Annotated in this window: 28 protein-coding genes and 1 pseudogene; 12 read left to right on the top strand and 17 right to left on the bottom strand. The window is 63.3% G+C overall.

What is annotated here, in order from left to right:
- Window positions 1–111: 111 nt before the first annotated feature.
- The 3 genes from fmdA to Amn_RS16920 all read left to right on the top strand — a co-directional run bounded on the left by fmdA (window position 112) and on the right by Amn_RS16920 (window position 2,326).
- On the top strand, window positions 112–1,338 hold the full coding sequence (gene fmdA, locus Amn_RS16930) for a formamidase (RefSeq protein WP_067961192.1): 1,227 nt from the start codon (window positions 112–114) through the stop codon (window positions 1,336–1,338).
- A 70-nt stretch (window positions 1,339–1,408) separates the two neighbouring features.
- Complete coding sequence (locus tag Amn_RS16925; RefSeq protein ID WP_286290642.1) at window positions 1,409–1,921, top strand: AmiS/UreI family transporter; 513 nt, start codon at window positions 1,409–1,411, stop codon at window positions 1,919–1,921.
- A 105-nt stretch (window positions 1,922–2,026) separates the two neighbouring features.
- Window positions 2,027–2,326, top strand: coding sequence for an FmdB family zinc ribbon protein (locus tag Amn_RS16920; RefSeq protein WP_286290640.1), 300 nt, complete (start codon window positions 2,027–2,029; stop codon window positions 2,324–2,326).
- Window positions 2,327–2,347: 21 nt separating this feature from the next.
- On the opposite strand, the gene Amn_RS16915 is transcribed toward Amn_RS16920, so the two are convergent.
- The 3 genes from Amn_RS16915 to Amn_RS16905 all read right to left on the bottom strand — a co-directional run bounded on the left by Amn_RS16915 (window position 2,348) and on the right by Amn_RS16905 (window position 4,129).
- Window positions 2,348–3,098 (bottom strand): IS5 family transposase gene (locus Amn_RS16915; protein WP_286298082.1). Its coding sequence is split into 2 segments (ribosomal slippage): window positions 2,348–2,780 and window positions 2,779–3,098, totalling 753 coding nucleotides; the frame shifts between segments, so codons are not numbered across the junction.
- Window positions 3,099–3,181: 83 nt separating this feature from the next.
- Window positions 3,182–3,883 (bottom strand): TIGR02281 family clan AA aspartic protease, encoded by a 702-nt coding sequence (locus Amn_RS16910; protein WP_286290639.1) that lies wholly within the window; start codon window positions 3,881–3,883, stop codon window positions 3,182–3,184.
- A gap of 15 nt (window positions 3,884–3,898) precedes the next feature.
- Complete coding sequence (locus Amn_RS16905) at window positions 3,899–4,129, bottom strand: DUF1289 domain-containing protein (RefSeq protein ID WP_067966403.1); 231 nt, start codon at window positions 4,127–4,129, stop codon at window positions 3,899–3,901.
- A 186-nt stretch (window positions 4,130–4,315) separates the two neighbouring features.
- On the opposite strand from Amn_RS16905, the gene Amn_RS16900 reads away from it, so the two are divergent.
- On the top strand, window positions 4,316–5,311 hold the full coding sequence (locus Amn_RS16900; RefSeq protein WP_067961200.1) for a nicotinate-nucleotide--dimethylbenzimidazole phosphoribosyltransferase: 996 nt from the start codon (window positions 4,316–4,318) through the stop codon (window positions 5,309–5,311).
- Between the two features lie 95 nt (window positions 5,312–5,406).
- Here Amn_RS16900 and Amn_RS16895 read toward each other — a convergent pair whose 3' ends face one another.
- Window positions 5,407–6,921 carry a sensor histidine kinase gene (locus tag Amn_RS16895; RefSeq protein WP_192315833.1) on the bottom strand — a complete coding sequence of 505 codons (1,515 nt, stop codon included), beginning with the start codon at window positions 6,919–6,921 and terminating at the stop codon, window positions 5,407–5,409.
- A 77-nt stretch (window positions 6,922–6,998) separates the two neighbouring features.
- On the opposite strand from Amn_RS16895, the gene Amn_RS16890 reads away from it, so the two are divergent.
- The 4 genes from Amn_RS16890 to Amn_RS16875 all read left to right on the top strand — a co-directional run bounded on the left by Amn_RS16890 (window position 6,999) and on the right by Amn_RS16875 (window position 9,495).
- Entirely contained in the window at window positions 6,999–7,616 is a 618-nt protein-coding gene (locus tag Amn_RS16890; protein ID WP_182573935.1) for a thermonuclease family protein, read from the top strand.
- A gap of 47 nt (window positions 7,617–7,663) precedes the next feature.
- Window positions 7,664–8,275: a glutathione S-transferase family protein gene (locus Amn_RS16885; RefSeq protein ID WP_067961206.1), complete on the top strand. Its 612-nt coding sequence runs from the start codon at window positions 7,664–7,666 to the stop codon at window positions 8,273–8,275.
- A gap of 2 nt (window positions 8,276–8,277) precedes the next feature.
- Window positions 8,278–8,901, top strand: a complete 624-nt coding sequence (locus Amn_RS16880; protein WP_154383958.1) for a uracil-DNA glycosylase family protein — start codon at window positions 8,278–8,280, stop codon at window positions 8,899–8,901.
- A 102-nt stretch (window positions 8,902–9,003) separates the two neighbouring features.
- Window positions 9,004–9,495 carry an Lrp/AsnC family transcriptional regulator gene (locus tag Amn_RS16875; RefSeq protein WP_067961212.1) on the top strand — a complete coding sequence of 164 codons (492 nt, stop codon included), beginning with the start codon at window positions 9,004–9,006 and terminating at the stop codon, window positions 9,493–9,495.
- Here the strand turns inward: Amn_RS16875 and Amn_RS16870 are convergent, their stop codons facing one another.
- The 12 genes and pseudogenes from Amn_RS16870 to moaA all read right to left on the bottom strand — a co-directional run bounded on the left by Amn_RS16870 (window position 9,496) and on the right by moaA (window position 18,687).
- Window positions 9,496–10,194: a DNA alkylation repair protein gene (locus tag Amn_RS16870; protein ID WP_286290625.1), complete on the bottom strand. Its 699-nt coding sequence runs from the start codon at window positions 10,192–10,194 to the stop codon at window positions 9,496–9,498.
- Between the two features lie 9 nt (window positions 10,195–10,203).
- On the bottom strand, window positions 10,204–11,073 hold the full coding sequence (locus Amn_RS16865) for an NAD(P)-dependent oxidoreductase (protein WP_182573937.1): 870 nt from the start codon (window positions 11,071–11,073) through the stop codon (window positions 10,204–10,206).
- 103 nt (window positions 11,074–11,176) lie between these two features.
- Window positions 11,177–12,007 (bottom strand): ABC transporter permease, encoded by an 831-nt coding sequence (locus tag Amn_RS16860; protein WP_067961223.1) that lies wholly within the window; start codon window positions 12,005–12,007, stop codon window positions 11,177–11,179.
- Window positions 12,004–12,717 carry an ABC transporter permease gene (locus Amn_RS16855; RefSeq protein ID WP_182573938.1) on the bottom strand — a complete coding sequence of 238 codons (714 nt, stop codon included), beginning with the start codon at window positions 12,715–12,717 and terminating at the stop codon, window positions 12,004–12,006. The genes Amn_RS16860 and Amn_RS16855 overlap by 4 nt, the downstream gene beginning before the upstream one ends.
- A 133-nt stretch (window positions 12,718–12,850) precedes the next feature.
- A complete protein-coding gene (locus Amn_RS16850; protein ID WP_182573939.1) occupies window positions 12,851–13,627 on the bottom strand; it encodes an ABC transporter substrate-binding protein in 777 nt (258 codons plus the stop codon).
- Window positions 13,628–13,787: 160 nt separating this feature from the next.
- Window positions 13,788–14,300 carry a molybdopterin-guanine dinucleotide biosynthesis protein B gene (gene mobB, locus Amn_RS16845; RefSeq protein WP_067961242.1) on the bottom strand — a complete coding sequence of 171 codons (513 nt, stop codon included), beginning with the start codon at window positions 14,298–14,300 and terminating at the stop codon, window positions 13,788–13,790.
- Window positions 14,297–14,923, bottom strand: a complete 627-nt coding sequence (gene mobA / locus Amn_RS16840) for a molybdenum cofactor guanylyltransferase MobA (protein ID WP_067961244.1) — start codon at window positions 14,921–14,923, stop codon at window positions 14,297–14,299. Before mobA ends, mobB begins: the two co-directional genes overlap by 4 nt.
- A gap of 2 nt (window positions 14,924–14,925) precedes the next feature.
- The gene (locus Amn_RS16835) at window positions 14,926–15,846 is read right to left on the bottom strand and encodes a DMT family transporter (protein ID WP_067961247.1); all 921 of its coding nucleotides are present in this window, start codon (window positions 15,844–15,846) and stop codon (window positions 14,926–14,928) included.
- Between the two features lie 92 nt (window positions 15,847–15,938).
- Window positions 15,939–16,409, bottom strand: a complete 471-nt coding sequence (locus Amn_RS16830; protein WP_246340640.1) for a hypothetical protein — start codon at window positions 16,407–16,409, stop codon at window positions 15,939–15,941.
- A 48-nt stretch (window positions 16,410–16,457) separates the two neighbouring features.
- Window positions 16,458–16,609 (bottom strand): annotated as a pseudogene (locus tag Amn_RS16825) (GTP 3',8-cyclase MoaA); the annotation flags it as partial.
- Window positions 16,610–17,596, bottom strand: a complete 987-nt coding sequence (locus Amn_RS16820; RefSeq protein WP_067961252.1) for a hypothetical protein — start codon at window positions 17,594–17,596, stop codon at window positions 16,610–16,612.
- Window positions 17,597–17,691: 95 nt separating this feature from the next.
- Window positions 17,692–18,687, bottom strand: a complete 996-nt coding sequence (gene moaA, locus Amn_RS16815) for a GTP 3',8-cyclase MoaA (RefSeq protein WP_067961254.1) — start codon at window positions 18,685–18,687, stop codon at window positions 17,692–17,694.
- Window positions 18,688–18,894: 207 nt separating this feature from the next.
- On the opposite strand from moaA, the gene Amn_RS16810 reads away from it, so the two are divergent.
- The 3 genes from Amn_RS16810 to msrQ all read left to right on the top strand — a co-directional run bounded on the left by Amn_RS16810 (window position 18,895) and on the right by msrQ (window position 20,946).
- The gene (locus Amn_RS16810; protein ID WP_067961257.1) at window positions 18,895–19,248 is read left to right on the top strand and encodes a gamma-butyrobetaine hydroxylase family protein; all 354 of its coding nucleotides are present in this window, start codon (window positions 18,895–18,897) and stop codon (window positions 19,246–19,248) included.
- Window positions 19,249–19,330: 82 nt separating this feature from the next.
- The gene (locus tag Amn_RS16805; RefSeq protein WP_067966405.1) at window positions 19,331–19,942 is read left to right on the top strand and encodes a pyridoxamine 5'-phosphate oxidase family protein; all 612 of its coding nucleotides are present in this window, start codon (window positions 19,331–19,333) and stop codon (window positions 19,940–19,942) included.
- A 119-nt stretch (window positions 19,943–20,061) separates the two neighbouring features.
- The gene (gene msrQ, locus Amn_RS16800) at window positions 20,062–20,946 is read left to right on the top strand and encodes a protein-methionine-sulfoxide reductase heme-binding subunit MsrQ (protein WP_067961261.1); all 885 of its coding nucleotides are present in this window, start codon (window positions 20,062–20,064) and stop codon (window positions 20,944–20,946) included.
- A gap of 4 nt (window positions 20,947–20,950) precedes the next feature.
- Here msrQ and Amn_RS16795 read toward each other — a convergent pair whose 3' ends face one another.
- Window positions 20,951–21,400, bottom strand: coding sequence for a MarR family winged helix-turn-helix transcriptional regulator (locus tag Amn_RS16795; protein ID WP_067961264.1), 450 nt, complete (start codon window positions 21,398–21,400; stop codon window positions 20,951–20,953).
- Between the two features lie 48 nt (window positions 21,401–21,448).
- Between Amn_RS16795 and Amn_RS16790 the strand changes: the two genes are divergently transcribed.
- Window positions 21,449–22,354 (top strand): alpha/beta hydrolase, encoded by a 906-nt coding sequence (locus tag Amn_RS16790; protein ID WP_067961269.1) that lies wholly within the window; start codon window positions 21,449–21,451, stop codon window positions 22,352–22,354.
- The last annotated feature ends 10 nt before the right edge of the window (window positions 22,355–22,364 follow it).

Genomic DNA, 22,364 nt, shown 5'->3' with positions numbered 1-22,364 from the left:
TAGCTTGGCGACGCACGGTGATGCCGGGCGGCGTCGCGCTGCCCGGCGCAGCAACGGGGACGGCGCGCAAGCCACACCCCTGCACGCCGGCAAATGAGGAGGAACAGCCGCATGCCACAGACAGTATTCTCAGTCGATCTGAACAAGGCGCCCGAAGACCATGCCATCAAGACGCACAACCGGTGGCATCCCGATATCCCGATGGTCGAGTATCTCAAGCCTGGGCGCACCTACCGGGTGGAGTGCCATGACTGGACGGGAGGCCAGATCGGCAACAACAACAGCGCCAACGACGTCCGCGACGTCGACCTGACGCGCGTCCATTATCTCAGCGGCCCGTTCGGCGTCGACGGCGCGGAACCCGGCGATTTGCTGGTCGTCGACATTCTTGATCTCGGCGCCAAGCCCGATTCGGAATGGGGCTTCAACGGCCTGTTCGCCAAGGAAAATGGCGGCGGCTTCCTGACCGAGCACTATCCGGAGGCCAGCAAATCCTGCTGGGATTTCCACGGCATCTACACGACGTCGCGCCACATTCCTGGCGTGCGCTACCCCGGCATCATCCATCCCGGCCTGATCGGCTGCCTGCCGGACCACAAGCTGCTTGCCGAAGCCAACCGGCGCGAAGCCGCGTTGGTGGCGACCGATCCGGCTCGAGTGCCGCCTCTGGCAGCCCTGCCATATGCCGACACGGCACTGATGGGACAGATGAAGGGCGATGCTGCTCGGACGGCCGCAGCCGAAGCCTGGCGCACGGTGCCGCCGCGCGAACACGGTGGCAACTGCGACATTAAGAACCTGTCGCGCGGTTCGAAGGTCTACTTCCCGGTCTATGTAAAGGGTGGCGGGCTCTCGATGGGAGACATCCACTTCTCGCAGGGCGACGGCGAAATCACCTTCTGCGGCGCCATTGAAATGGCTGGCTGGGTCGATATCAGCGTCGACGTCATCAAGGGCGGCATGGCGAAATACGGCGTCATCAACCCAATCTTCAAGCCGAGCCCGATCGACCCGCATTTCGACGACTATCTCATCTTCGAGGGCATCTCGGTCGATGAGCACACCGGCGAGCAATATTACCTCGACGCTCACGTCGCCTATCGCCGGGCCTGCCTGAATGCCATCGAGTACCTCAAGAAATTCGGCTACTCGGGCGAACAGGCCTACATGATCCTCGGCACGGCACCGGTCGAGGGGCGCATCGCCGGCATCGTCGACATCCCCAACGTCTGCGCCACCCTGGCCATTCCTACGGCGATCTTCGACTTCGACATCAATCCCAATGCGCTCGGGCCCAAGAAGCAGGACTTCAAGGCCGACGTTGCCAAGACGAGCTGATCAGGCTGCACAACAACAATGAAGCGACGGTCAGGCCCGGTCCTGGCCGGCGCTCTCCTGGGAGGGATTCATGCTGCTTGGATTTGCTTTGCTTTATGTCGGCGCCGTCCTGTTTCTGAACGGACTCTGGCTTCTCGGAAAGATCGAAGACCGGGAAATCGTCGTCATCAACGTGGTCTCGGGTGTCGTCACGCTGTGCGCGTCGCTCGCCTGGGCGTTCGGACCAGCTGCCGATGCTGCCTCGATCAAGGGGGCGGCGCTGACGATCCTGTTTTCGGCGACCTATTTTTGGGTGGCCTATAACAGGGTGGTGAAGGTCGACGGACGCGGCCTCGGCTGGTTCAGCCTGTTCGTCGCCATCACCACCATCCCGGTCGCGGTACAAGGACTTTCCACCGCCCAGACGTCGACCGATCTCTGGCTCGCGTCCAACTGGGTGATCTGGGGCGTGTTGTGGTTCCTGTATTTCCTGCTGCTGGCGCTGCAGCGGCCGATCCTGCGGCTGACGGCGGTGGTCACGCTGCTTGCCGGCATCGTCACCGGCTGGGTGCCGGGCTTCCTGCTGCTCGACGGCAAGCTCTGACGCTGGCTTTTCCGGCCAGGCGTTGGCGCGCTTGGCCGCTTGCGGGCGGGCGAGGGCTGTTTTGCCCGCCATATCGTTTCAATGGATGCTTTCTGGAGGCTGGTCATGCCGCTCTACAATTATGTTTGCGACGATTGCGGACCGTTTGAAGAATGGGTGCCGATGCAGGACGCGCTTTGGGCGTGCGCCTGTCCGCAATGCGAGGAGCAAAGCAAGCGCGACGTGGCCGCACCACGCCTGAGCCTGATGAACGGCAAGTTGCGCCGCGCATTGGCCCGGTCGGAGGCCAGCGGCACCGAACCAAAAGTGGTGAAGAAGGCGCATCTTGCCGGTTGTGGCTGCGCCTTGTGCAAGATCGGCAACAAGCCTGTGCCGACACGCAAGAAATGGTCGATCGGCCACTAGAGCCCTAGGCTGAATCGACATTCAGCGGATCCAGATCATGGTTGCGGCGATGTGGATGAAGCCGAGGAAGTGGATGGCGCGCCGGTCGTAGCGGGTGGCGAAACGTCGGAAGTGCTTGAGCTTGTTGAAGCATCGCTCAATATGGTTGCGGCATCGGTAGATGAGCGGATCATGCGGGATGGGTTGTGATCTGGAGCGGGTGGAGGGGATGACCACCTTGGCGCCGATTTCGGCGATGAGGCTGCGCAAGGCATTGGAATCATAGGCTCGATCGGCCAGAACGGCCTCAGCGGTGTAGCCTTGCAGCAGCATCGGCGCGGCAAGGATATCGTGGCTCTGGCCAGCGGCGAGCAGGAACCTCAGCGGGCGGCCGAAGCTGTCGGCGAGCATGTGGATCTTGGTGGTCAATCCGCCTCGGGAACGCCCCAGAGCCTGATTTTTGTCCCCCTTTTCCGGTCGCCGCCTGCTGGTGGGCGCGGACCAAGGTGCTGTCGAGCATCAGGTATTGGTTGTCCCGGTCCTTGGTGAGGTCGTCGAAGACCCGCTCCCAGACCTTCGCCTTGGACCAGCGCGAGAAGCGCTTGTGCAGTGTCTTCCACTTGCCGTAGCGCTCCGGCAGGTCATGCCAATGGGCGCCCGATCGAAGCACCCACAGCACACCATTGACGAAAAGACGGTTGTCAGAGCCAGTCCGTCCCGGATCTCCAGCCTTGCCCGGCAACAGTGCTGCGATCCGCCGCCACTGCACCTCGCTCAGTTCATATCGTTTCACTGACATCATCAGGTCTCCGCCAAATCACGGAAACCTATGAATCACGCTTCCATCCCGCCGGGAATCCTGAATGTCGATTGGCCCTAGTCGCGCAGGATCATCCTGTCGCCGCGCACGTCGAAGCCCGAGAGCGAGCCGATGAAGTTCATGCCGAGCAGGCTCTGCTCTAGCCCCTGGTCGGCGACGAGCATCGGCAGGTTCCTGCGTTCGATGGAGCCGAGTTGGACGCTCGCCGCAGTGACCCGTGCCGCATGCGCAATGCCGTTGGCAGTCGAGACCGGTACGGTAAAGCTCAGGCTTTCGAGATCGAAGCCCGCGCGGCGGGCATCGGCCACGGTCAGGACGGTGGTTGTGGCGCCCGTGTCGACCATGACATCAATGGTCTGGCCGTTGACCTGCATGCGGGCGCCGAAATGTCCGTTGGTCAGTTTGTCCAGGGTGACGGTCGCGCGGCCATCGCCATCCAGCGCCGACATCGGGCTTCCCGGCACGAGGCCGGCGGTGACACGGCTGGCGACGTCCTGCAGTTCGTAGCGGTACTGATAGCCGGCGACAAACACCAGAACGATCACCACCCACATTGCCAGGCTGCGCACCGTTTCGCCGAAGCGCGTGCCACGCCGCAGGACGCCAGCGCTGATGACCAGCAGCAGCGCGCCAGCGTAGATCAACTGGCCGAAGCTGTCATTGTTGAGGCCGAGCGTTTCGCCCGACGAATGGTTGAGCAGCAAGAGCAGCAGCCCGCCGCCGAGCACGGCAATGACGACCCAGTAAAGCCGGCTCATCTCTGTCTGGTATCCTTAGCTGGACGCATTTTCTCGCGCCATCCGCGCGCGGCGAGTTTCGCGGCGCGGCTTGCGCTCGATGGTCTCGAGGCGGGCGGGCAAGGTGGCCATGACGGCGCGGCGCGTCTCCGGCGTCATCTTGTACCAGGCACCAACCTCGTCGCGGGTACGGCCGCAACCGAAGCAATAGCCCGTCGCATCGTCAATCGAGCACAGCATGATGCAAGGGGTTTCTATTGCCGTCATCGTGTCGTCCATGGGGCCTCGCACCGATGTTTAACACCGGCCCGCCACAGATGATGTAGCCTGCGCGTCATTGCAAGCGCTATCCCGCGACGTCACGTCTCGCCGCCTGTATGCGATCTCGCGATTGTTTTCGCTCGTCGAGGCGGCTATGCCGCGCATGACCATGACGAACGGCAGGCAGCACCCATGACCAGCGCTTCCCCCTTTGACGATTTCCGCAACCTGTTTGCGCATCTGCCCGAGGGCGATGTCGCCCAGGCAGGCAAGGTCTGGGCGCTGTTTGCCAAGACAGACAAGCCGAAAGGCTCGCTCGGCCGCATCGAGGACATCGCGGCCTGGCTGGCGCGCTGGACGGGCCGCGCGCCACCCTCGGTGCTCAAGCCTATGGTCGCGATCTTTGCCGGCAATCACGGTGTCGCCGCACAGGGCGTGTCGCCGCGAGCCATGGAAGCGACGGCCCAGCGCGTCGAACTGTGCGCTGCCGGCGGTGCTGCGATCAACCAGATCTGCCTTGCTAACGATCTCGGGCTGAAGGTGCTCGACCTGGCGCTGCACCTGCCGACATCGGACATCACCGTCGAGCCGGCGCTGGACGAACGTGGCTGCGCCGCCACCATGGCTTTCGGCATGGAGGCGATTGCCGGCGGCAGCGATCTGTTCTGCATCGGTGACCTCGGCGTTGCCAACACGACGGTTGCCGCGGCCCTTTGCGCGGCTTTGTTCGGCGGCAAGGGCGCCGACTGGGTCGGGCCGGGTTCCGGTGCCGATGCCGCCATGCAGGCGCGCAAGGCCGAAATGGTCGACCGCGCGCTGGCGCTGCATGGCCCTCACATCAAGGACCCGTTCGATGCTCTGCGTCGGGTCGGCGGGCGTGAATTCGCGGCCATTGCCGGTGCCATCCTTGCGGCGCGCATGGAAAAGATGCCGGTGTTGCTCGACGGCTTCGCCACGACCGCTGCCGCCGCCGTGCTTTACGCCGTCGACCGGACGGCTCTCGACCATTGCATGTTCTCGCATGTCTCGACCGAGCCGGGCCATGCCCGCCTGCTGGCCAAGCTCGGCGCGCGGCCCTTGCTCGGGCTTGGCATCGACCATGGCGAGGCGGTTGGTGCGGGGCTTGCCGCAGGCCTGGTCAGGACGGCGGCGCAGATCAGCTCGGGAATGGCAGCGGCTATCCGCTGATATCACCCATTTCCACGTTCTTCGAACAGCGCTCCAGCTTCTGAGTCCGCGCGATTCCCCAGGGGAAACCCGCTTCCCGCTTTCCCTGAATTGCCCTAGCGGCGGCCGGCGGTGCTGCGCGCCAGCGAAGGCAGGTCGTCGATGACCCGGGCCGGCGGGAAGACGGCGATGGCCTCGGTGCCTTCGCGCAGCTTCGAGCGCAATTCGAACTCGCCGCCATGCAAGGCAAGCAGGCCCTGGACGATGGGCAGGCCAAGGCCGGTTCCCTGTTCCGCGCTCTTGATGGCGATCGAGCCCTGGCCGAAAGCCGAAAGCACGACGGGGATTTCGTCGGCGGGAATTCCCGGGCCTCTGTCCTTGACTGAGATGTACTGACCGCCACCGGCGGTCCAGCCAACGCGGACGCGGATTTCGCTGCCCGTCGGCGAGAATTTGATGGCGTTGGACAGAAGGTTGAGCGTGATCTGTCGGATGGCGCGTTCGTCGCCGAGCAGGCGCGGCAGCGTCGGCTCGAACTGCTCGACGATCTTGAGATCCTTGTTGCGTGCCTTGAGCTCCATCATGTGGCAGCAGTCCTCGACCACCTGGAGCAGCATCAGCGGCTCTTCGTTGAGCTGATAGCGGCCGGCCTCGATGCGCGACAGGTCGAGGATCTCGTTGATGAGGTCGAGCAGGTGCTGGCCCGACTGGTGGATGTCGCGGGAATATTCGCGATAGGTCGGGCTGTTGATCGGGCCGAGCACTTCGCCGGCCATCACTTCCGAAAAGCCGAGGATGGCATTGAGTGGCGTGCGCAGCTCATGGCTCATCGTGGCCAGGAATCGTGACTTGGCGAGATTGGCGTCTTCGGCGCGGCGGCGGGCCTCGTCCGACATCGATTTTGCCGTCTCCAGTTCGGCAATCAGCGCGTCCATTTCGGACCGGGCGGCCATCAGCAGCAGCGCGGACCGCTTCTTGATGCCGGCAACGAGCGAAAAGAAGGGCAAGGCAGCGACCAGCAGCGCGACCATGACGATGCCAAGCGGCTCGGACAGCTTGACGCCGAAGGCGGCATAGGCGGCGACGGGAACGACGAAAGTTGCGGCCAGTGCGCCGCGCAGCGACGACGCGACGATTGCGGTCGCGGCCATGGCGACGAGCAGGAAGACGCCCTTGACGACCGACAGCAGGCCCGGTTCGCAGGCCGCACAGGTCATGGCGGCGAGATAGGCCCAGGCGAGGCCGGTGACGAAATGGCCAATGAAGAAATTGCGCCGGATGGCCGACGGCGTCATCGCCGCAGGCGCTGCCTCGTCGGCGCGGCGGGCAAGCAAGGCCAACCCGACATAACCCATCATCGCGACCAGCGACCATTTGAGGATGGCATCGTCAGCGCCGAGCAAGAACCCGATGCCGGCGAAGATGACGACGAGAAGCGGCAGGGTTGCAGAATTGGCCCTGATCGAACGAGCGTGCAGCTTCAGCAGTTCGCGGTCGAAAGCCAGGCCGCCCGGCTGCTGGGCCAATTGATCGCGTGTCTTGCGCACAGCACGAGCGACATCGCTGTTGCGATGGCGTTTCCTGCGGTCCACAATGATCTTGTCCGCCGTGTTAGAGCGTTGCAACGGCATGTGATAATTCAGTTTTCGCGCGCGCTTTTCTTCAAGTCCGCACGCTACGTCCGAATGATTAAGGGATTGTTTGCCATATGAGCCGTTCGTGGTCGGGCAGGCCGCGGCAGCGGTATTTCAGGCGCCCGCGCAGTCGTTGGCGCAAGATTCTCGACTATGCGCTGGCGTTTGCCGTCCTCGGGCTGCTGATCCTGGTTTCGGCGCGCCTCGACCGGGTGGAAACGCGCAGGACGGAAGGGGTCGCCGTCGTCAATGACGGTGATTCGATCACGCTCGGCGGCGAGCGCATCCGCCTGCGCGGCATCGATGCGCCGGAATATTCCCAGATTTGCCGCAAGGACGGCGCTGACTATCCCTGCGGCCGGCGTTCGCGCGAGGCGCTGTCGAAGCTGGTCAGTGGGCGCCAGGTGCGTTGCGCCGGCTGGGAGCGCGACCGTTACGGCCGACTGCTTGGCGAGTGCACGGCTGCCGGTGCCGATCTCAACCGTTCGCAGGTGGAGGCCGGCTGGGCCGTTGCCTATGGTGGCTATGAAGCGGAGGAAGCGGCCGCGCGGCTTGGCCGAAAGGGCCTGTGGGCCGGCGACTTCGACCGTCCGCGCGATTGGCGCACCATGCATGGCGATATGGCTGAAATCGAGCATGGCAGCTATGGGCGCATGCTCAACTGGCTGCGGGAAATCTTTCGATTCTCGTAGCTTGCGGCTTATGCTTGCAAGATCGGTACAAGTCTGAGGAGGCAGAAATGAAGCTGTTTGACGGGGGAAGGGCGCCGAATCCGAGGCGCGTGCGCGTGTTCCTGGCCGAAAAAGGCATTGATGTGCCCAAGGTATCAGTCGACATGGGGGCGATGGAGCACAAGAGAGCTGATGTTTCCTCGCGTAATCCGCTGCAGCGACTGCCGGTACTCGAGCTCGACGACGGCACGATCCTCACCGAAACGGTCGCCATCTGCCGCTATTTCGAGGAGCTTCATCCCGAGCCCGCCTTGTTCGGCAACAGTGCGCTCGGCAAGGCCAGGGTCGAGATGTGGCAAAGGCGGATCGAGCAGAATCTGTTCCAGCCGGTGGCCTTCGCCTTCCGCCATACCCATCCGGCGATGAAGGAGTGGGAAATCCCCCAGGTGCCGGAATGGGGCGAGGTCAACCGGCCGAAGGCCATCGAGTTCCTGGCCTTTCTCGACAAGGAACTCGCCGCGCGCGAATTCGCCGCCGGGGACGACTATTCCATCGCCGACATCACCGGATTGTGCGCCATCGACTTCATGAAGCCGGCGAAGATCGTGATGCCGGAGGCGTTTACCAACGTGCAGCGCTGGTATCGCGCGCTGGCGGCACGCCCGAGCGCTGCCGCCTGATCATGTCGGCCGAACTCGACAGCCTCGTCGCCGAGATCAAGGCTTGCCGCATCTGCGTCGAGCAACCACTGGGCAAGTCCTTGCCGCATGAGCCGCGGCCGGTGGTGGTGCCGTCTTCCACTGCGCGCATCCTGATTGCCGGGCAGGCGCCGGGCACCAGGGTGCATCTGAGCGGAGCGCCTTTCACCGACGCATCAGGCGACCGGCTGCGCGATTGGCTGGGTGTGCCGTCGGAGACCTTTTATGACCCGGACGCCTTTGCCATCGTGCCGATGGGCTTTTGCTTCCCGGGCCAGGACGCCAAGGGCGGTGATCTGCCGCCGCGACGGGAATGCGCAATGGCCTGGCGTGCCCGGCTGATGAAGCTGATGCCGCAGATCGATCTCGTGCTGACGATCGGTCAGTACGCGCAGCGCTGGCACATGGGCGCGGCGCGCGCGGCGTCCTTGACCGACACCGTCGCCGACTGGCGGGCTGTCTGGGCGCGTTCGTCTTCGCCGCATGTGCTGCCTTTGCCGCATCCGTCCTGGCGCAACACCGGCTGGATCAAGCGGAATCCCTGGTTCGAAATGGAATTGCTGCCTTTTCTCAAGGCGGAAATCCAACGTCGCCTTTCCCAAGTGTAGTGGAATTCGATACCGAAGATACAGGGTGTGCGGAGAATTCCTTTCTTGTATGATGGCCTAAATGACAGGATTATGGCGAACCTTTTCTAACGGAGCCCAGATATGGACCGCCTTGACCGGAAAATCCTCCGCCTCCTCCAGGAGGACGCGACCTTGGCCGTGGCCGACGTCGCCAAGAAAGTCGGCTTGTCCACCACACCGTGCTGGCGCCGCATCCAGAAGCTCGAGGAAGAGGGCGTCATCAAGCGCCGCGTGGCGCTGCTCGATCCTGAAAAGATCAATGCGCGCGTGACCGTGTTCGTGGCGATCCGCACCAATTCGCACAGCCATGAATGGCTGCGCCGCTTCTCCGAGGTGATCCAGGAGTTTCCTGAAGTGATCGAGTTCTACCGCATGAGCGGCGACGTCGATTACCTCCTGCGTGTCGTGGTGCCCGATATCGGCGCCTATGACGCCTTCTACAAGCGGCTGATCGCCAAGATCGAGATCCGCGACGTGTCGTCGTCCTTCGCCATGGAGCAGATCAAGTACACGACCGAAATGCCGCTCGATTACATGATCCTCGACAAGGAGAGCGGCGCGTCGGCGGCTTGATCAAGCTTTCGCGCTCAGGCGTTCGACAATCTTGGGATCTGTGAGTTCGCGCACGGCGTCCTTGCCGATCCATTTCGCCGTCTTGTCAGTCGACGCCGCCAGCTTCTCCGCCAGTTGCAAGGCGGGTGCGTGGAGGGCAGGTGAGCGCTTGCCGGTCTGGCGCAGCGCCCAGTTTACGGCTTTCTTGACGAAGTTCCTGCTGTCACCCGCCTGCGCCTCGACAAGCCCGAGCCAGCCGAGGAAGGTCTCGTCCGGCTCCTTCTTGAGATGTACCGCGGCGGTCGCGATCGTCGAGAAGGCTGCACGGCGGACGAATTCGCGCTCATCGGCGGCATAGGCCGGGATGATCTCGTGAGCCAGATTTGCAGCGCAGATGAGATGAGCTGCGTGATCGACGATCTCCCAGCTGTCGAACTCGGCGGCCATCGCGTCGATTTGGGCGCGGGTCACCTTTGCCGGCTCGTCGGTCGCGGCCGCCAGGATGCGCGCTTCGCGAATGCCTGTCGCCCACAGGCCCAGAGCGCGGCTGTGATCGCGCTTGAGCAGGCGGGCTATGGGATTGGTCACGGCATTGGGGATGCCGAGTGCGCGGTCGGTGGCAATGCCGAAGCGGGCCATACCGGCGAGATTCGCTTGCGAGGCCAGCGTGCGCAGATGCGCGATGATATCATCGACGGTCGAAGCCGACGAAAGCGCCATGGTGCCGCTCTATTTCTCGAGGCGGGCGAGCAGGGACGAGGTATCCCAGCGCTTGCCGCCCATGCCCTGCACGTCCTTGTAGAACTGGTCGACAAGGGCGGTCACCGGCAGCTTGGCGCCATTGCGGTCGGCCTCTTCCAGGCAGATGCCGAGATCCTTGCGCATCCAGTCGACGGCGAAGCCGAAATCATACTTGCCGGCATTCATCGTCTTGTGGCGGTTTTCCATCTGCCAGGAGCCGGCGGCACCCTTGGAGATGACGTCAACGACCTTTTCGATGTCGAGGCCGGCCTTCTTGCCGAAATGGATGCCCTCGGCGAGGCCCTGGACGAGGCCGGCGATGCAGATCTGGTTGATCATCTTGGTCAACTGGCCAGCGCCTGCAGGCCCCATCAGCCCAACCATGCGGGCAAAGGAATCGATGACAGGGCGGGCGCGCTCGAAGGGTTCCTGCTCGCCGCCGACCATGACGGTCAGGACGCCGTTTTCGGCACCGGCCTGGCCGCCTGAAACCGGGGCGTCGAGGAAGTGGAAGCCGCCCGCCTTGGCGGCGGTGTCGAGTTCGCGCGCCACCTCGGCCGAGGCGGTTGTGTTGTCGATGAAGATGGCGCCCTTCTTCAACGAGCCGAATGCACCCCTGGCGCCGGTCGTGACCTCGCGCAGGTCGTCGTCATTGCCGACGCAGGCAAAGACGAAGTCCTTGCCTTGCGCGGCTTCGGCGGGCGTCGCGGCAAAGGCGCCGCCATGCTGGGCAGCCCATTTCTCGGCCTTGGCGGCAGTGCGGTTGTAGACGGTGACGTCGTGCCCGCCCTTGTTCTTGAGATGGCCGGCCATGGGGTACCCCATAACGCCGAGACCAAGGAACGCAACCGATGCCATGGCTCACCCTTTCGAAGTGCAAAATGCTCTGGTGTCCGTGGTCTATGCCATGGAACGGATTCGTCAAGACGACGATGGTTGGACCAGCGTTTCGGTGACCTGATCAGCGATGCAGATGGCGAGTGATGCGCCTTTCGATCCAGTCCACCAGATGTCGCAGGGTTTCGACCAGCGACAGGTAGAGCAGGGCAGCCCAGAGATAGGTCTGGAAGTCGAAGGTGCGCGAGAAGGCGCGGCGCGTCTCGCCCATCAGGTCATAGACCGTGATGATGGCGACGATGGCCGAACCCTTGATCATCAGGATGATCTCGTTGCCATATGGCCTCAACGCGACGATCAAGGCCTGAGGCAGGATGATCTTGTAGAGCGTCTGCAGCTTGGACAGGCCAAGCGCGGACGCTGCCTCCCACTGGCCCTTGCCGACGCTCTCGATCGCCCCGCGCAGGATCTCGGCCTGATAGGCGGCGGTGTTGAGGGCAAAGGCGAATACCGCACAATACCAGGCTTCGCGGAAGAAGCCCCACACGCCGATGGCCTCGAGTTGGGGCCGGAACGAGCCGAAGCCGTAATAGATCAGGAAGGTCTGAGCGAGCAGCGGCGTGCCGCGGAAGAAATAGACATAGCCGTAGGAAATCGCGTTCAGAACGCGGTTCTTCGACATGCGGGCATAACAGATCGGAACCGACAGGATGGCACCGAGGACGATGGATATCGCCACCAGCACAAGGGTCACACGCAGGCCCGAGAGATAGGACGGCGCATATTTGGCGAAAAGTTCGGGATTCCAGGCGCTGAACAGATAGGTGGCCAGGCCGGCGCCGAGCGCGATCCAGAGACAGACCAGGACCCAGCCAACTATGCGTTCACGCGACCAACCGCGCGGCGGTGCTGCCGGGCGCTGCACTTTCACAGTGGTTCCGTCAGTCGCGCTCATCGCTGGGCCGCCCGCTTGCCGACCCAGCGCTCGATGGCGCCGATGCCGAATGAGGAGATGATGGCGAGCGCGAGATAGATGAGGCAGGCGACGCCGAAGAACATGAATGCCTGCTTGGTGACGCGGGCTGCGATGCTGCTCTGGCGCACGATGTCGGTCAGGCCGACGGCCGAGACCAGGGCCGTGTCCTTGAGCAGGATGAGCCAGAGATTGGACAGGCCGGGCAGTGCGATACGCACGAGCTGCGGCAGGATCACCAGCCGCATCGTCTGGCGCGGCGACAGGCCGACGGAATAACCGCCCTCATACTGGCCACGCGGGATGGCGCGGAAGGCCGAGAGGAAAACCTCGCTGGCGTAGGACGAGAAGACGACGCCGAGAGCGACCATGCCGGCGACGAAGCTGTTGATCTCGACAACCGCGTCGGGCCGCACCAGCCGCACGACCTGCTGGATGCCGATCTGGGCGCCGTAGAACACGAGGAACAGCGTCAGCAGTTCGGGCAAGCCGCGGAAGATGGTGGTGTAGATGTTACCGGCGAGCCGCATCGAAGGTTCGCCCGACTGCTTGGCAAGTGCAACCAGGAAGCCGATCAGCAGGCCCAGCGGCAATGTCACAAGGGCGAGCGAAACCGTGACGAGCACGCCATGAGCGAGATCGTCCCCCCATCCGTCAGGCCCGAAACTCAGAAGCGTCCACGCGCTTTGCATCGGTATGCTGCCCCCATCGGCCTCCCTTGGCGGGAGTGCCGCCGTCTTTGTAGACGGCTTGTCGTTGAGCTTATGTTAGCCAAACGGCGGGAACTTGTCCCGCCGCTTGTTCAGTTTTCACAGCATTGACGGCTCAGCTGCCGTAAGCGTCGAACTTGAAGTATTTGTCGTTGATTTCCTTGTATTTTCCGTTGGCGCGGATGGCGTCGATGGCTGCCGAGAACTGATCCGCGAGCGGATCACCCTTGCGCACGCCGACGCCGGCGCCGTCGCCGTGGATCTCGGGCATGTTCGGGATGGTGCCGACGATCTTGCAGCAAGCGCCGTCTGCGGTTTCCAGCCAGGCACCCAAGGTCACGGCGTCGTCGCTGACCGCGTCGAGGCGGCCGTTGGCCATGTCGAGCTTGTATTCGTCAGCCGTCGGATAAGACTTGACGGTGCTGTCGGTGAAGACCTTCTCGGCGTAGTTATAGTGAATGGTCGAGCCCTGGACGCCGATGGTCTTGCCGGCGAGGTCTTCCTTGGTCACACCCTTGATGTCGGTGTCCTTGGCGGCGGCGATCACGGCTGGCGTGTTGATGTACTTCTTGGAAAAGTCGATCTTTTCCTTGCGCTCTGGTGTGATCGACATCTGGGCGATGATGGCGTCGAACTTGCTGGCCTGGAGCGCGGGAATCATGCCGTCCCATTCCTGGGCGACGATCTCACACTTGACCTTCATCTCCTCGCAGAGCGCGTTGGCGATGTCGACGTCGAAGCCAACGAGCTTACCGTCTGATGTCAGGTTGTTGTAGGGAGGGTATGCGCCTTCAGTGGCGATCTTGATCGTCTTTTCCTGCGCCTGCGCCATACCGATGGTGAGCGCCAGGGCCGCGGTCGCAGCCAGGGCAATACGCTTGGAAATACCCATGATGTTCCTCTCTGTTCGCTTCGGCCGGTTCCCGTCCATGGCGGCCGTTGAGCGGATGAACTCCGCCGCTGGCCGCGATACTCCCACTGTTTTCAGTTAAAAATCAATCGCGAAAAGGGGATTTGCGAGCGGGCGATCGGGCAAGCGCGGTGACGCAGCGTCACTGCGCGGCGAGGCCTGTCCGCGCTTCGACGAAGTCGGCGATCGCCGTGATGTCGTCGATGCCGAACACCGGAACCTGTTCGCCTTCGACCGGATGGTCGGCGGCGACGGCAACGATCGAAGGGTCGTTCGATGTCAATGGCGAGCGGTCCTTGGCCGCGAGCCGGCGTGCCTCGATCTTGAGATGGTGCTCGCGCTTGTAGCCTTCGACCAGCACCAGATCGCAAGGAGCGATTCTCTCGAGAACCTCGTCGAGCGTGGGCTCGGTTTCGTTGCGCAGCTCGTGCATCAACGCCCAGCGCCGCCCCGACACGATGGCGACTTCCGTGGCCCCAGCCTCGCGATGGCGAAAGCTGTCAGCGCCCGGCTTGTCTATGTCGAAATCGTGGTGGGCATGCTTGATGGTCGAGACCCTCCAGCCGCGTCTGACCAGTTCCGTCACCAGGCGTTCGGTCAAAGTCGTCTTGCCGGAGTTCTTCCAGCCGGTGATGCCGAAAACGCGATGCGTCATCGGTCTGCCTCGTCGATGATACGCGCAGCCTGGGCAAGGTCGTCGGGCGTGTTGATGTTGAAGAACGGGTCGACTTCAACGGAACCACGTTGCGTCACCGGAAAATCCACCACTTCGAGGCCTGCCTGCTCAAGAAAAGTCATCACTCTGCGGGTATCGCCGCTTTCCAGAAACCCTGCAAGCGCCTCGCGCAGCGAAACCGGCCACAGCGCAAATGTCGGGTGCACGCGCCTGTTCGAGGCGGCTGCAACGACGCGTCCGGCGACCGCGTGCGCGGCCAGTCGCTTGCCGAGATCTTCGGGGAAGAAGGGCGTGTCGCCGGCAACGCTGAGGATGTGCGTGATATCAGGCTCGACTGCCGCCCACGCCATGCCGGCCAGGACTCCCGCCAGCGGTCCCTGATAACCTGCAATCGTGTCGCTGATGATGTCGACGCCGAAGCCAACGAAACCGGCTGGGTCGGCATTGGTGTTGATGGCGATCCGACCGACCTGCGGGCGCAGGCGATCGAGCACCAGGCCGGTCAGGGGACGGCCGGCAAGCGCCAGAAGCGTCTTGTCTGCGCCGCCCATCCGGCTGGAGCGGCCGCCGGCGAGGATCAACCCTGCAATCTGCTCTGCCATGCCTAGATCCCGTCGGGTGCCATCGAAGCACTGGTGCTTTCGGCTGCCGGCCGGCCCTTGCCGACAACGCGTTCGCGATAGAGCGAATAGAGGCCGGAAGCAACGATGACGGCAGCACCCGCGATCATGGCCAGGTCGGGGATATCGCCGAAGACGAAGACGCTGAGCGAGAGCGCCCAGATCAGGGCGGTGTAGCGGAACGGCGCGATGAAGGAAATTTCGCCTTCGCGCATCGCCATGATGACGAACTGGTAGCCGAAAAGCACCAGCACCGCGGCGCCGGCAAGGAATGCGACAAGATTGACCGACATGGTCACCCAGCCGCCGAACGGCACGATGGTCAGCGCCCCGGTGACGGTGATGATGACAGTGGTGGTGGTCGAGACGAAAAGCGACGGGATGTGCCCGGGGATTTTGCGCGTTGCCAGATCGCGCACGGCGCAGAAGGCGACCGAAAGCAGGGCCAGCAGCGAAAACGCGTTGAAGCCTTCGAACCCCGGCCGGACGATGATCAGGACGCCGCCGAAACCGGAGGCGATGGCCAGCCAGCGGCGCCAGCCGACGGCCTCGCCGAGGAAAAGGGCTGCCCCCATGGTTACCGCCAAGGGCAGCGCCTGCAGCACGGCCGAGATATTGCCCAACGGTAGATGGGGCAGGGCGGCGAGGAAGCAAACCGTGCCGCCAACCTCGCCGACAAGGCGCAGGAACACCATCGGATGCCAGTAGCTCCGGTAGCCCTTCAAGGCACCCTGCTGCCAGGCGAGAAGGCTGATCAGCGTGGTGGCGAACAGCCCGCGAACCAGCATCAGCTGGCCCGGATTGATCGTCTGGGCGGCGAGCTTGCTCAGCGTGTCGTTGAAGGTAAAGGCTGCCATCGCGACGACCATGAAGGTGGCGCCGCGAATATTCGAGGAAAGTGGCACGTCGGCTTTCCGTTGCTGCTGTTGCTTACGGCTTTAGCACCGGTGCGTGAAACAGCAATGCCAATCGGATGGACCAGACATGTCGATTGGCCTCACGGGCCGTTGAGGCTCTCGGCGATGGCGCTCACCAACGGGTCGTATTTGGCCTTGGACGACACTGGGTATTTGAGCAGGAAGGCATGAATGACGCCGCCCCTGCCAAATTCGAGCCGGTGGTAGAATATGTCGTTGCCGTCGTGGCCCGACAGTACGATCCAGTCCTTGCCCAGCTTGCGGTAGGTGACCTCCACGCCCTCGGAACTCATGTCGGCAAGCTGCCTGGGCGTCTGCTCGAGCGCGTTGTTGGAACCGTAGATCGCGAGGCTCGCCCCATCCGCCGCCAGGAATGTCATGCCGTCGCCGTTCTCGGGCGGTTCGGCCTTGCTGACGAAGATTTCATGCGGAAACGTCACCGACGTGCCGAAGCGGGCATTGGTGTAGATGAATGGCTTGGCAAGTGCAGGCGCGGCCAGCACCATCGCCAGCACCATTGCGGAGAACGTCCTGGCGAACCGGTAAGCCATGCCCATTACCTCACGAGGACGTTGTCGGGTGGCGACGATAGCTGCAACTTAGCCGCCTGTCACACTGATATGGCGCGAGACGGACGGGCGATTGGTGCGGCGTCGATGATGCGCCCGATCGCCTCGTCAATGGCGTTGGACAAAAGCCCGTTGCCTTCGGAGGCGCGCAGCGGCGCCCTGAGGTCAGCCGCGTCCCGACGCTACCACAACCGCTGCAGCGCGGTCTTCACCGCATCGCGATTGTCCCGCCTCATTCGCTCGACGACCGCCTCGAATCGCCCGTCGCCGAAGATCCGTTCGCGATAGGCCGCGTAGTCGGCGAGCACCGCGCGCACCGTGTCGGCGAGTTCGCCGTAGCGCGCCCACACCACGAACGGGTGATACGCGATCGACTCGCGTAGCGGCACGTCTTCGCTGACGACGACCACACCGCACAGCAGCGCCGGCAATACGCGCAATTCCTCAAACGTGTGGTGCTGGCCGGTCTGATGCACGTTCACGAGCACGCGCGTGTCGCGGTAGAGCCTGCACAGCGCGGCGCCCGCGTAGACACCGCTGACATTGACCAGCGACAGGCGCGCCGTGTGGGCCGCTTCAAGAAACGCCGCGCGGCGCGGTTGCGCGACGTCGCCAAACAGCGTGATCGCGTCGCGCCGCCGCGCGCCTGGGGTGACGTCGGTGTCATACAGCAGCGGCGCGAGCACGATCGTCTTGGCCAGATACGCATCGAAGCCGCCGGCGCGACGCAGGTTTTCGACATTCGGCTGGCTGTAGTCGATGATCACGTCGGCCGATTCGACCACCGCGCGGTTCACCACGCGCGCGAGATAGTGCCCTTGGCCGTCCGGCAATGGCACGGCACCGGTCGGCGCGCCGTCGCTGTCGCGCCCGCCCGGCATGACCAGCGTGTGTTCCCACTGGACATCGATGCGCCGCGTGCGGTTCGCATTGCCGCAGTCGACCTCGGAGTCGCCGAACACGAGATTGACCGGCGCGTCGCGCACGGCCAGCGTTTCGCGGAACAATGCGACACAGTACAAATAGTATTCCCGCACGAACGCCGGATACTGCGGATCGTATGCAAGCCGCGCACGTCCGACGGTTTCGACGCAGAACGCCTGCGCGCGCGGAAACACATGGCGCCACAGCGTTTGCAGCTTGCGGGCGACACGCTTCGTCAGCGTCATTGCGGAGAAGGTCGGGGCGGAGAACGTCGCGGCGAGCCGGTAAGCATGCTCATGGCCTCACGAGGACGTTGTCGGGTGGCGAAGGTCGATATCGCTCAGCCGCCTGTCACGCTCATGTGGCGGGAGACGGACGGCCGATTGGTGCGGCGGTCGATGATGAAATCGTGGCCCTTCGGCTTGCGTCCGATCGCCTCGTCGATGGCATTGGACAAGAGTTCGTTGCCTTCGGAGGCGCGCAGCGGCGCCCTGAGGTCGGCCGCGTCCTCCTGGCCGAGGCACATATAGAGCGTGCCGGTGCAGGTCAGGCGCACGCGATTGCAGCTCTCGCAGAAATTATGCGTCATCGGCGTGATGAAGCCCAGCTTTCCGCCGGTTTCAGCGACATCGACGTAACGCGCCGGTCCGCCTGTCTTGAACGGGATGTCGGTCAAGGTGAATTGCCGCTCGAGATTGGCCCTCAGCAGCGACAGCGGCAGATACTGGTCGGTGCGGTCGGCATCGATCTCGCCCATCGGCATCGTCTCTATGACCGTCAGGTCCATGCCACGGCCATTGGCCCAGCGCAGGATTTCAGGGATTTCGGTGTCGTTGAAACCCTTGAGGGCAACCGCGTTGATCTTGATGTGCAGGCCGGCCGCCTGGGCGGCATCAATGCCTTCCATCACCTTGGCGAGATGGCCCCAGCGCGTGATGGCGTGGAACTTGTCGGGATCGAGCGTGTCGAGCGAGACGTTGATGCGCTTGACGCCGCAATCGGCCAGTTCGGCAGCGAAGCGCGACAGCTGTGAGCCATTGGTGGTCAGCGTCAGCTCTTCCAGTGCGCCGCTATCGAGATGGCGCGAGAGCTGGCGAATGAGGTGCATGACGTTCTTGCGCACCAAAGGTTCGCCGCCGGTCAGGCGCAGCTTCTTGACGCCCTTTTCGACGAAGACGGTGCAAAGCCGGTCGAGCTCCTCGAGCGACAACAGGTCCTTCTTGGGCAGGAAGGCCATGTCTTCGGCCATGCAATAAGTGCAACGGAAGTCGCAGCGGTCGGTAACCGACACGCGCAGATAACTGATCGAGCGACCGAAAGGATCGATCATATCCATGGTCTGCGCTTCCGTTTCCCGTTTCGTGGTGCCTTGGCCAGCACTGTCATATTACGGCTATGTTGTACGCTTGTGCATGTCAATCAAGATGAAAGTTTGTTGCCCCGGAGTGACTCTCCTTGGTTTGCCGTCCCGGCGCTGTCTTAGCGCTTTCCGCGACGTCCGAAGCGCAGTAGTGAATGGCATCTCATAACGGCAGGACGGATCATGACGGCACCGAAGGAATTGAGGGTCTCCAAGGACCGCAAGCTGTTGACGGTGACGTTCCCGGACCATCGCCCGTTCGAGCTTTCGGCCGAACTGCTGCGCGTGCTTTCGCCCTCCGCCGAGGTGCAGGGCCATTCGCCTGAGCAGCGGGTGACGGTGCCTGGCAAGAAGGAGGTCGCCATCCTCAAGGTCGAGCCGGTCGGCAATTATGCCGTACGCATCACCTTCGACGATTTCCACGACACCGGCATCTTCACCTGGAACTATCTGCATACGCTCGGACACGACAAGGACAAGCGCTGGCAGGAATATCTCGACGAGCTGGCGCAAAAAGGATTGAGCCGCGACCGCTGATTGTCTTTGGCCGTTCACGTTGTCTTGGGCAGTTCACATTGGCCGGCTAAGCGCATCAGCATCCAAGCAGGAAGGGGACATGATGTCGGTCATATCAACGGTCGAACAGCTTGAGGCGCTCTACGGCGTTCCAGGCGAAACCTCGCTGGTCAAGGAACTCGACCATGTCATCCCTGAATACGCCGCGTTCATCGAGGCCTCGCCCTTCGTCTCGCTGGCGACCAGCGGGCCGGAAGGGCTCGACTGTTCGCCGCGCGGCGATCTCGCCGGCTTCGTCCGCATCCACGATCCACGCACTCTGATGATGCCGGACCGCCGCGGCAACAACCGCGCCGACTCGCTGAGGAACATCATCCGCGATCCACGCGTCGCGCTGCTGTTTCTGGTGCCGGGTTCCGGCACGACGCTGCGCGTCAATGGTCGTGCCCATATCAGCGTCGATGCGGAGCTGTGTGCGTCCTTCGCAGTCGAAGGCAAGCCGGCGCGTTCGGTGACGGTGGTCGACGTCGATGCCGTCTATTTCCAGTGTGCGCGCGCGATCGTGCGGTCGGAACTGTGGAACCCCGAGCGTCATGTCGATCCGAAGACGCTGCCAACGCCGGGACAGATCCTTGCGATCACCAGTCGCGCCGGCATCGATGGCGAAACCTATGATCGTGAATGGCCGGAGCGCGCCAGGAAGTCGATGTGGTAGGCCGAGGCCGCGTTTTGGGCCGTCAGCGCGGCAACCGGGCTCAAAACAAAGTGATTGCGTTGGTGTAACTCAGCGGGCGTTATCGACGTATACCAGCAAAACTGCTGGAGCTGGATGGAATGACGCCCTGGACTGACCGCGCCGGAAAACTCTCGCCGCTCAAGGCTTTGGCCTTTGCCGGAACGTTGGTGCCGGCATTGCTGCTTGGCTACTACGCGGTGAAAGGCTTTCCGCAAGGCGCCGGCGCCGGCACGCTGCTCGGGCCACGGCCCTTCACCGCCGCCATCCATGAAACCGGCGATTGGGCGATCCGCTTCCTGTTGATGTCGCTGGCAGTGACGCCGCTGCGCCGCATCGGCCAATGGCCGAAGCTGATCCTCATCCGTCGCATGCTCGGCATTGCCGCGCTTGCCTACGCCATCGGTCATCTCGTGCTCTATTTCTTCGACCAGAATTGGGATGTTTTCCGTGTCGTCAGCGAGATCGCGCTTCGAATCTATCTCACCATCGGCTTCGTTGCACTGCTGGGACTTGTTGCCCTCGGGCTGACGTCGACGGACGGGGCTATCAGGAAGCTCGGGCGCAACTGGAACCGATTGCACAAGATTGTCTACGCCATCGGCATACTTGCGGCATTGCATTTTTTCATGCAGTCCAAGGCCGACGTGTACGAGCCGACGCTGTTGGCCGGCTTGTTCCTGCTTCTGATGTTCTACCGCCTGGCGCATTGGCGTGGGCTCAACCTGACGTCGCCGCTGGTGCTTGTCGCGATTGCGGTCGTCGCTGCGATGTCGACGGTGATTGTCGAGGCGGCCTGGTACGGGCTGGCGACCGGCGTGCCGCCCGCCCGCGTGCTGTGGGCCAACCTGCAGTTTTCCTACACGATCCGGCCGGGCTGGTGGGTGCTGGCGACGGGCCTTGCCGCAGCGGTGCTCGGTTTCGTCAGATCGATGGGAAGGGCGGAGGCGCCGCGGGGCAGGCGGGCTGCAAGGGCTGCCGCCTGAGCGGCTATTCCTTCAGTGCGTCTGCAACGCGCAGCATGTGCGCGCCGATCAGGTCGCATTGTTCGGGCGTCGATGCGCTCATCGCCTTTTCGATCAAGGCGCCATAGGCTTTCAGCGCCCGCATCAGCAGTGCGGCGCCGTCTTCGGTCAGCGTTAGTCGCATCACCCGGCGGTCCTTGGCATCGCCCTCTCGCTTGACCAGCGCGCGCTTTTCCAGCTGCGGCAGCAGCATGGTGATGTTCGAGCGACCGACAAGCAGCTTGCGGGCCAGATCGTGCTGCGAAATGCCGGGATGGCGATAGAGATTCATCAGGACATCGAGCTGCGCCGGCTTCAGATCGTGCGGCTGCAGCGCGCTCGCCAGGGCACGCTCCATCGAGTGGCACGCCTTGGCCACGGCGACCCAGTTGCGGAACCGCGGGTTGTCCCACGGCAAATCTTGTCTATTGTTCATGATTGAACTATTATTGTTCATGATTGAACTTATGGATGGACGATCACTATGGCATCAATCGGGCTCAAGGTCATCCGGCGGCTGTTCGGTGCGGCCGAACTGGTTTCGCCACGTCTCGCCGGTCGCGCCGCATTCGAGCTTTTTCGACGAACGCCGAGCCAGCGCTCGCTGACATCGGGCGAAAGGCGCGCCATCGGCAATGCTTCGGGCTTCATGGCGGAGGCCCGTCACCATCGAATCAAGACGCAGAAAAGCTGTGTGGCGATGCACGAGTTTCGCCCTGAGGGAGCAAGCAGGGGAACAGTGCTCGTCATCCATGGCTGGCGCTCGCGCACCGAATACATGCAAGCGCTGATCGAAGGCTACAGGGATGCCGGCATGCGCGTGATCTCGCTCGACCTGCCGGGGCATGGTGGCTCGCTTGGACGCGCGCTCGACATGGCCAAGGCCGTCGAAGCGGCAACCCTTGCCGGCCAATGGTTCGGGCCGTTCGAGGCGATCGTCGGCCATTCCTTCGGCGGCGCGGTTGCCGTCAACGCTGCTGCCGGAACCGTCAAGGGGTTCGAGCCGCTTGGAGCCAAGCGGCTCGTGCTGGTGGCCGCGCCCGATTCGATGCCCAGGCTGTTCGACGATTTCGGCCGCTATCTGAACCTCGGTCCCAGGACGCAGCGCGCGATCTCGGGGCAGGTGCAGCGTGTGACCGGCACCCCAATCGGCCAGTTCGTCGGTTCCAGGCTGCTGATGCGCCTGGCCACCCCGACGCTTGTGATCCACGCCCCTGACGACAGGGAAGTGTCGGCCAACGAAGCGCGCGCCATGGCCGGCGCCGGCGGCCATGTCAGGCTGTTCTGGGCCGACGGTCTCGGTCACCGCCGCATCCTGTCGAGCGCCAAGGTCGTGGCCGAGGCGGTTGGTTTTCTCCAGGCAGCGCGCGAACTCGACACGGTCCACTAGGCAGTCGTTG

Origin of the sequence: Aminobacter sp. Y103A (assembly GCF_030294925.1) — a bacterium.
GTDB lineage: Bacteria > Pseudomonadota > Alphaproteobacteria > Rhizobiales > Rhizobiaceae > Aminobacter > Aminobacter ciceronei.
Note: the sequence above shows the minus strand (reverse complement) of the source record. Positions and strands in the feature narration are given on the sequence as shown.

Bases quoted from the DNA above. Each gene is read 5' to 3' on its own strand.
- fmdA (WP_067961192.1), top strand. From the start codon at position 112: ATGCCACAGACAGTATTCTCAGTCGATCTGAACAAGGCGCCCGAAGAC.
- Amn_RS16925 (WP_286290642.1), top strand. From the start codon at position 1,409: ATGCTGCTTGGATTTGCTTTGCTTTATGTCGGCGCCGTCCTGTTTCTG.
- Amn_RS16920 (WP_286290640.1), top strand. From the start codon at position 2,027: ATGCCGCTCTACAATTATGTTTGCGACGATTGCGGACCGTTTGAAGAA.
- Amn_RS16910 (WP_286290639.1), bottom strand. From the start codon at position 3,883: ATGAGCCGGCTTTACTGGGTCGTCATTGCCGTGCTCGGCGGCGGGCTG.
- Amn_RS16905 (WP_067966403.1), bottom strand. From the start codon at position 4,129: ATGACGGCAATAGAAACCCCTTGCATCATGCTGTGCTCGATTGACGAT.
- Amn_RS16900 (WP_067961200.1), top strand. From the start codon at position 4,316: ATGACCAGCGCTTCCCCCTTTGACGATTTCCGCAACCTGTTTGCGCAT.
- Amn_RS16895 (WP_192315833.1), bottom strand. From the start codon at position 6,921: ATGCCGTTGCAACGCTCTAACACGGCGGACAAGATCATTGTGGACCGC.
- Amn_RS16890 (WP_182573935.1), top strand. From the start codon at position 6,999: ATGAGCCGTTCGTGGTCGGGCAGGCCGCGGCAGCGGTATTTCAGGCGC.
- Amn_RS16885 (WP_067961206.1), top strand. From the start codon at position 7,664: ATGAAGCTGTTTGACGGGGGAAGGGCGCCGAATCCGAGGCGCGTGCGC.
- Amn_RS16880 (WP_154383958.1), top strand. From the start codon at position 8,278: ATGTCGGCCGAACTCGACAGCCTCGTCGCCGAGATCAAGGCTTGCCGC.
- Amn_RS16875 (WP_067961212.1), top strand. From the start codon at position 9,004: ATGGACCGCCTTGACCGGAAAATCCTCCGCCTCCTCCAGGAGGACGCG.
- Amn_RS16870 (WP_286290625.1), bottom strand. From the start codon at position 10,194: ATGGCGCTTTCGTCGGCTTCGACCGTCGATGATATCATCGCGCATCTG.
- Amn_RS16865 (WP_182573937.1), bottom strand. From the start codon at position 11,073: ATGGCATCGGTTGCGTTCCTTGGTCTCGGCGTTATGGGGTACCCCATG.
- Amn_RS16860 (WP_067961223.1), bottom strand. From the start codon at position 12,007: ATGAGCGCGACTGACGGAACCACTGTGAAAGTGCAGCGCCCGGCAGCA.
- Amn_RS16855 (WP_182573938.1), bottom strand. From the start codon at position 12,717: ATGCAAAGCGCGTGGACGCTTCTGAGTTTCGGGCCTGACGGATGGGGG.
- Amn_RS16850 (WP_182573939.1), bottom strand. From the start codon at position 13,627: ATGGGTATTTCCAAGCGTATTGCCCTGGCTGCGACCGCGGCCCTGGCG.
- mobB (WP_067961242.1), bottom strand. From the start codon at position 14,300: ATGACGCATCGCGTTTTCGGCATCACCGGCTGGAAGAACTCCGGCAAG.
- mobA (WP_067961244.1), bottom strand. From the start codon at position 14,923: ATGGCAGAGCAGATTGCAGGGTTGATCCTCGCCGGCGGCCGCTCCAGC.
- Amn_RS16830 (WP_246340640.1), bottom strand. From the start codon at position 16,409: ATGGCTTACCGGTTCGCCAGGACGTTCTCCGCAATGGTGCTGGCGATG.
- Amn_RS16820 (WP_067961252.1), bottom strand. From the start codon at position 17,596: ATGACGCTGACGAAGCGTGTCGCCCGCAAGCTGCAAACGCTGTGGCGC.
- moaA (WP_067961254.1), bottom strand. From the start codon at position 18,687: ATGGATATGATCGATCCTTTCGGTCGCTCGATCAGTTATCTGCGCGTG.
- Amn_RS16810 (WP_067961257.1), top strand. From the start codon at position 18,895: ATGACGGCACCGAAGGAATTGAGGGTCTCCAAGGACCGCAAGCTGTTG.
- Amn_RS16805 (WP_067966405.1), top strand. From the start codon at position 19,331: ATGTCGGTCATATCAACGGTCGAACAGCTTGAGGCGCTCTACGGCGTT.
- msrQ (WP_067961261.1), top strand. From the start codon at position 20,062: ATGACGCCCTGGACTGACCGCGCCGGAAAACTCTCGCCGCTCAAGGCT.
- Amn_RS16795 (WP_067961264.1), bottom strand. From the start codon at position 21,400: ATGAACAATAGACAAGATTTGCCGTGGGACAACCCGCGGTTCCGCAAC.
- Amn_RS16790 (WP_067961269.1), top strand. From the start codon at position 21,449: ATGGCATCAATCGGGCTCAAGGTCATCCGGCGGCTGTTCGGTGCGGCC.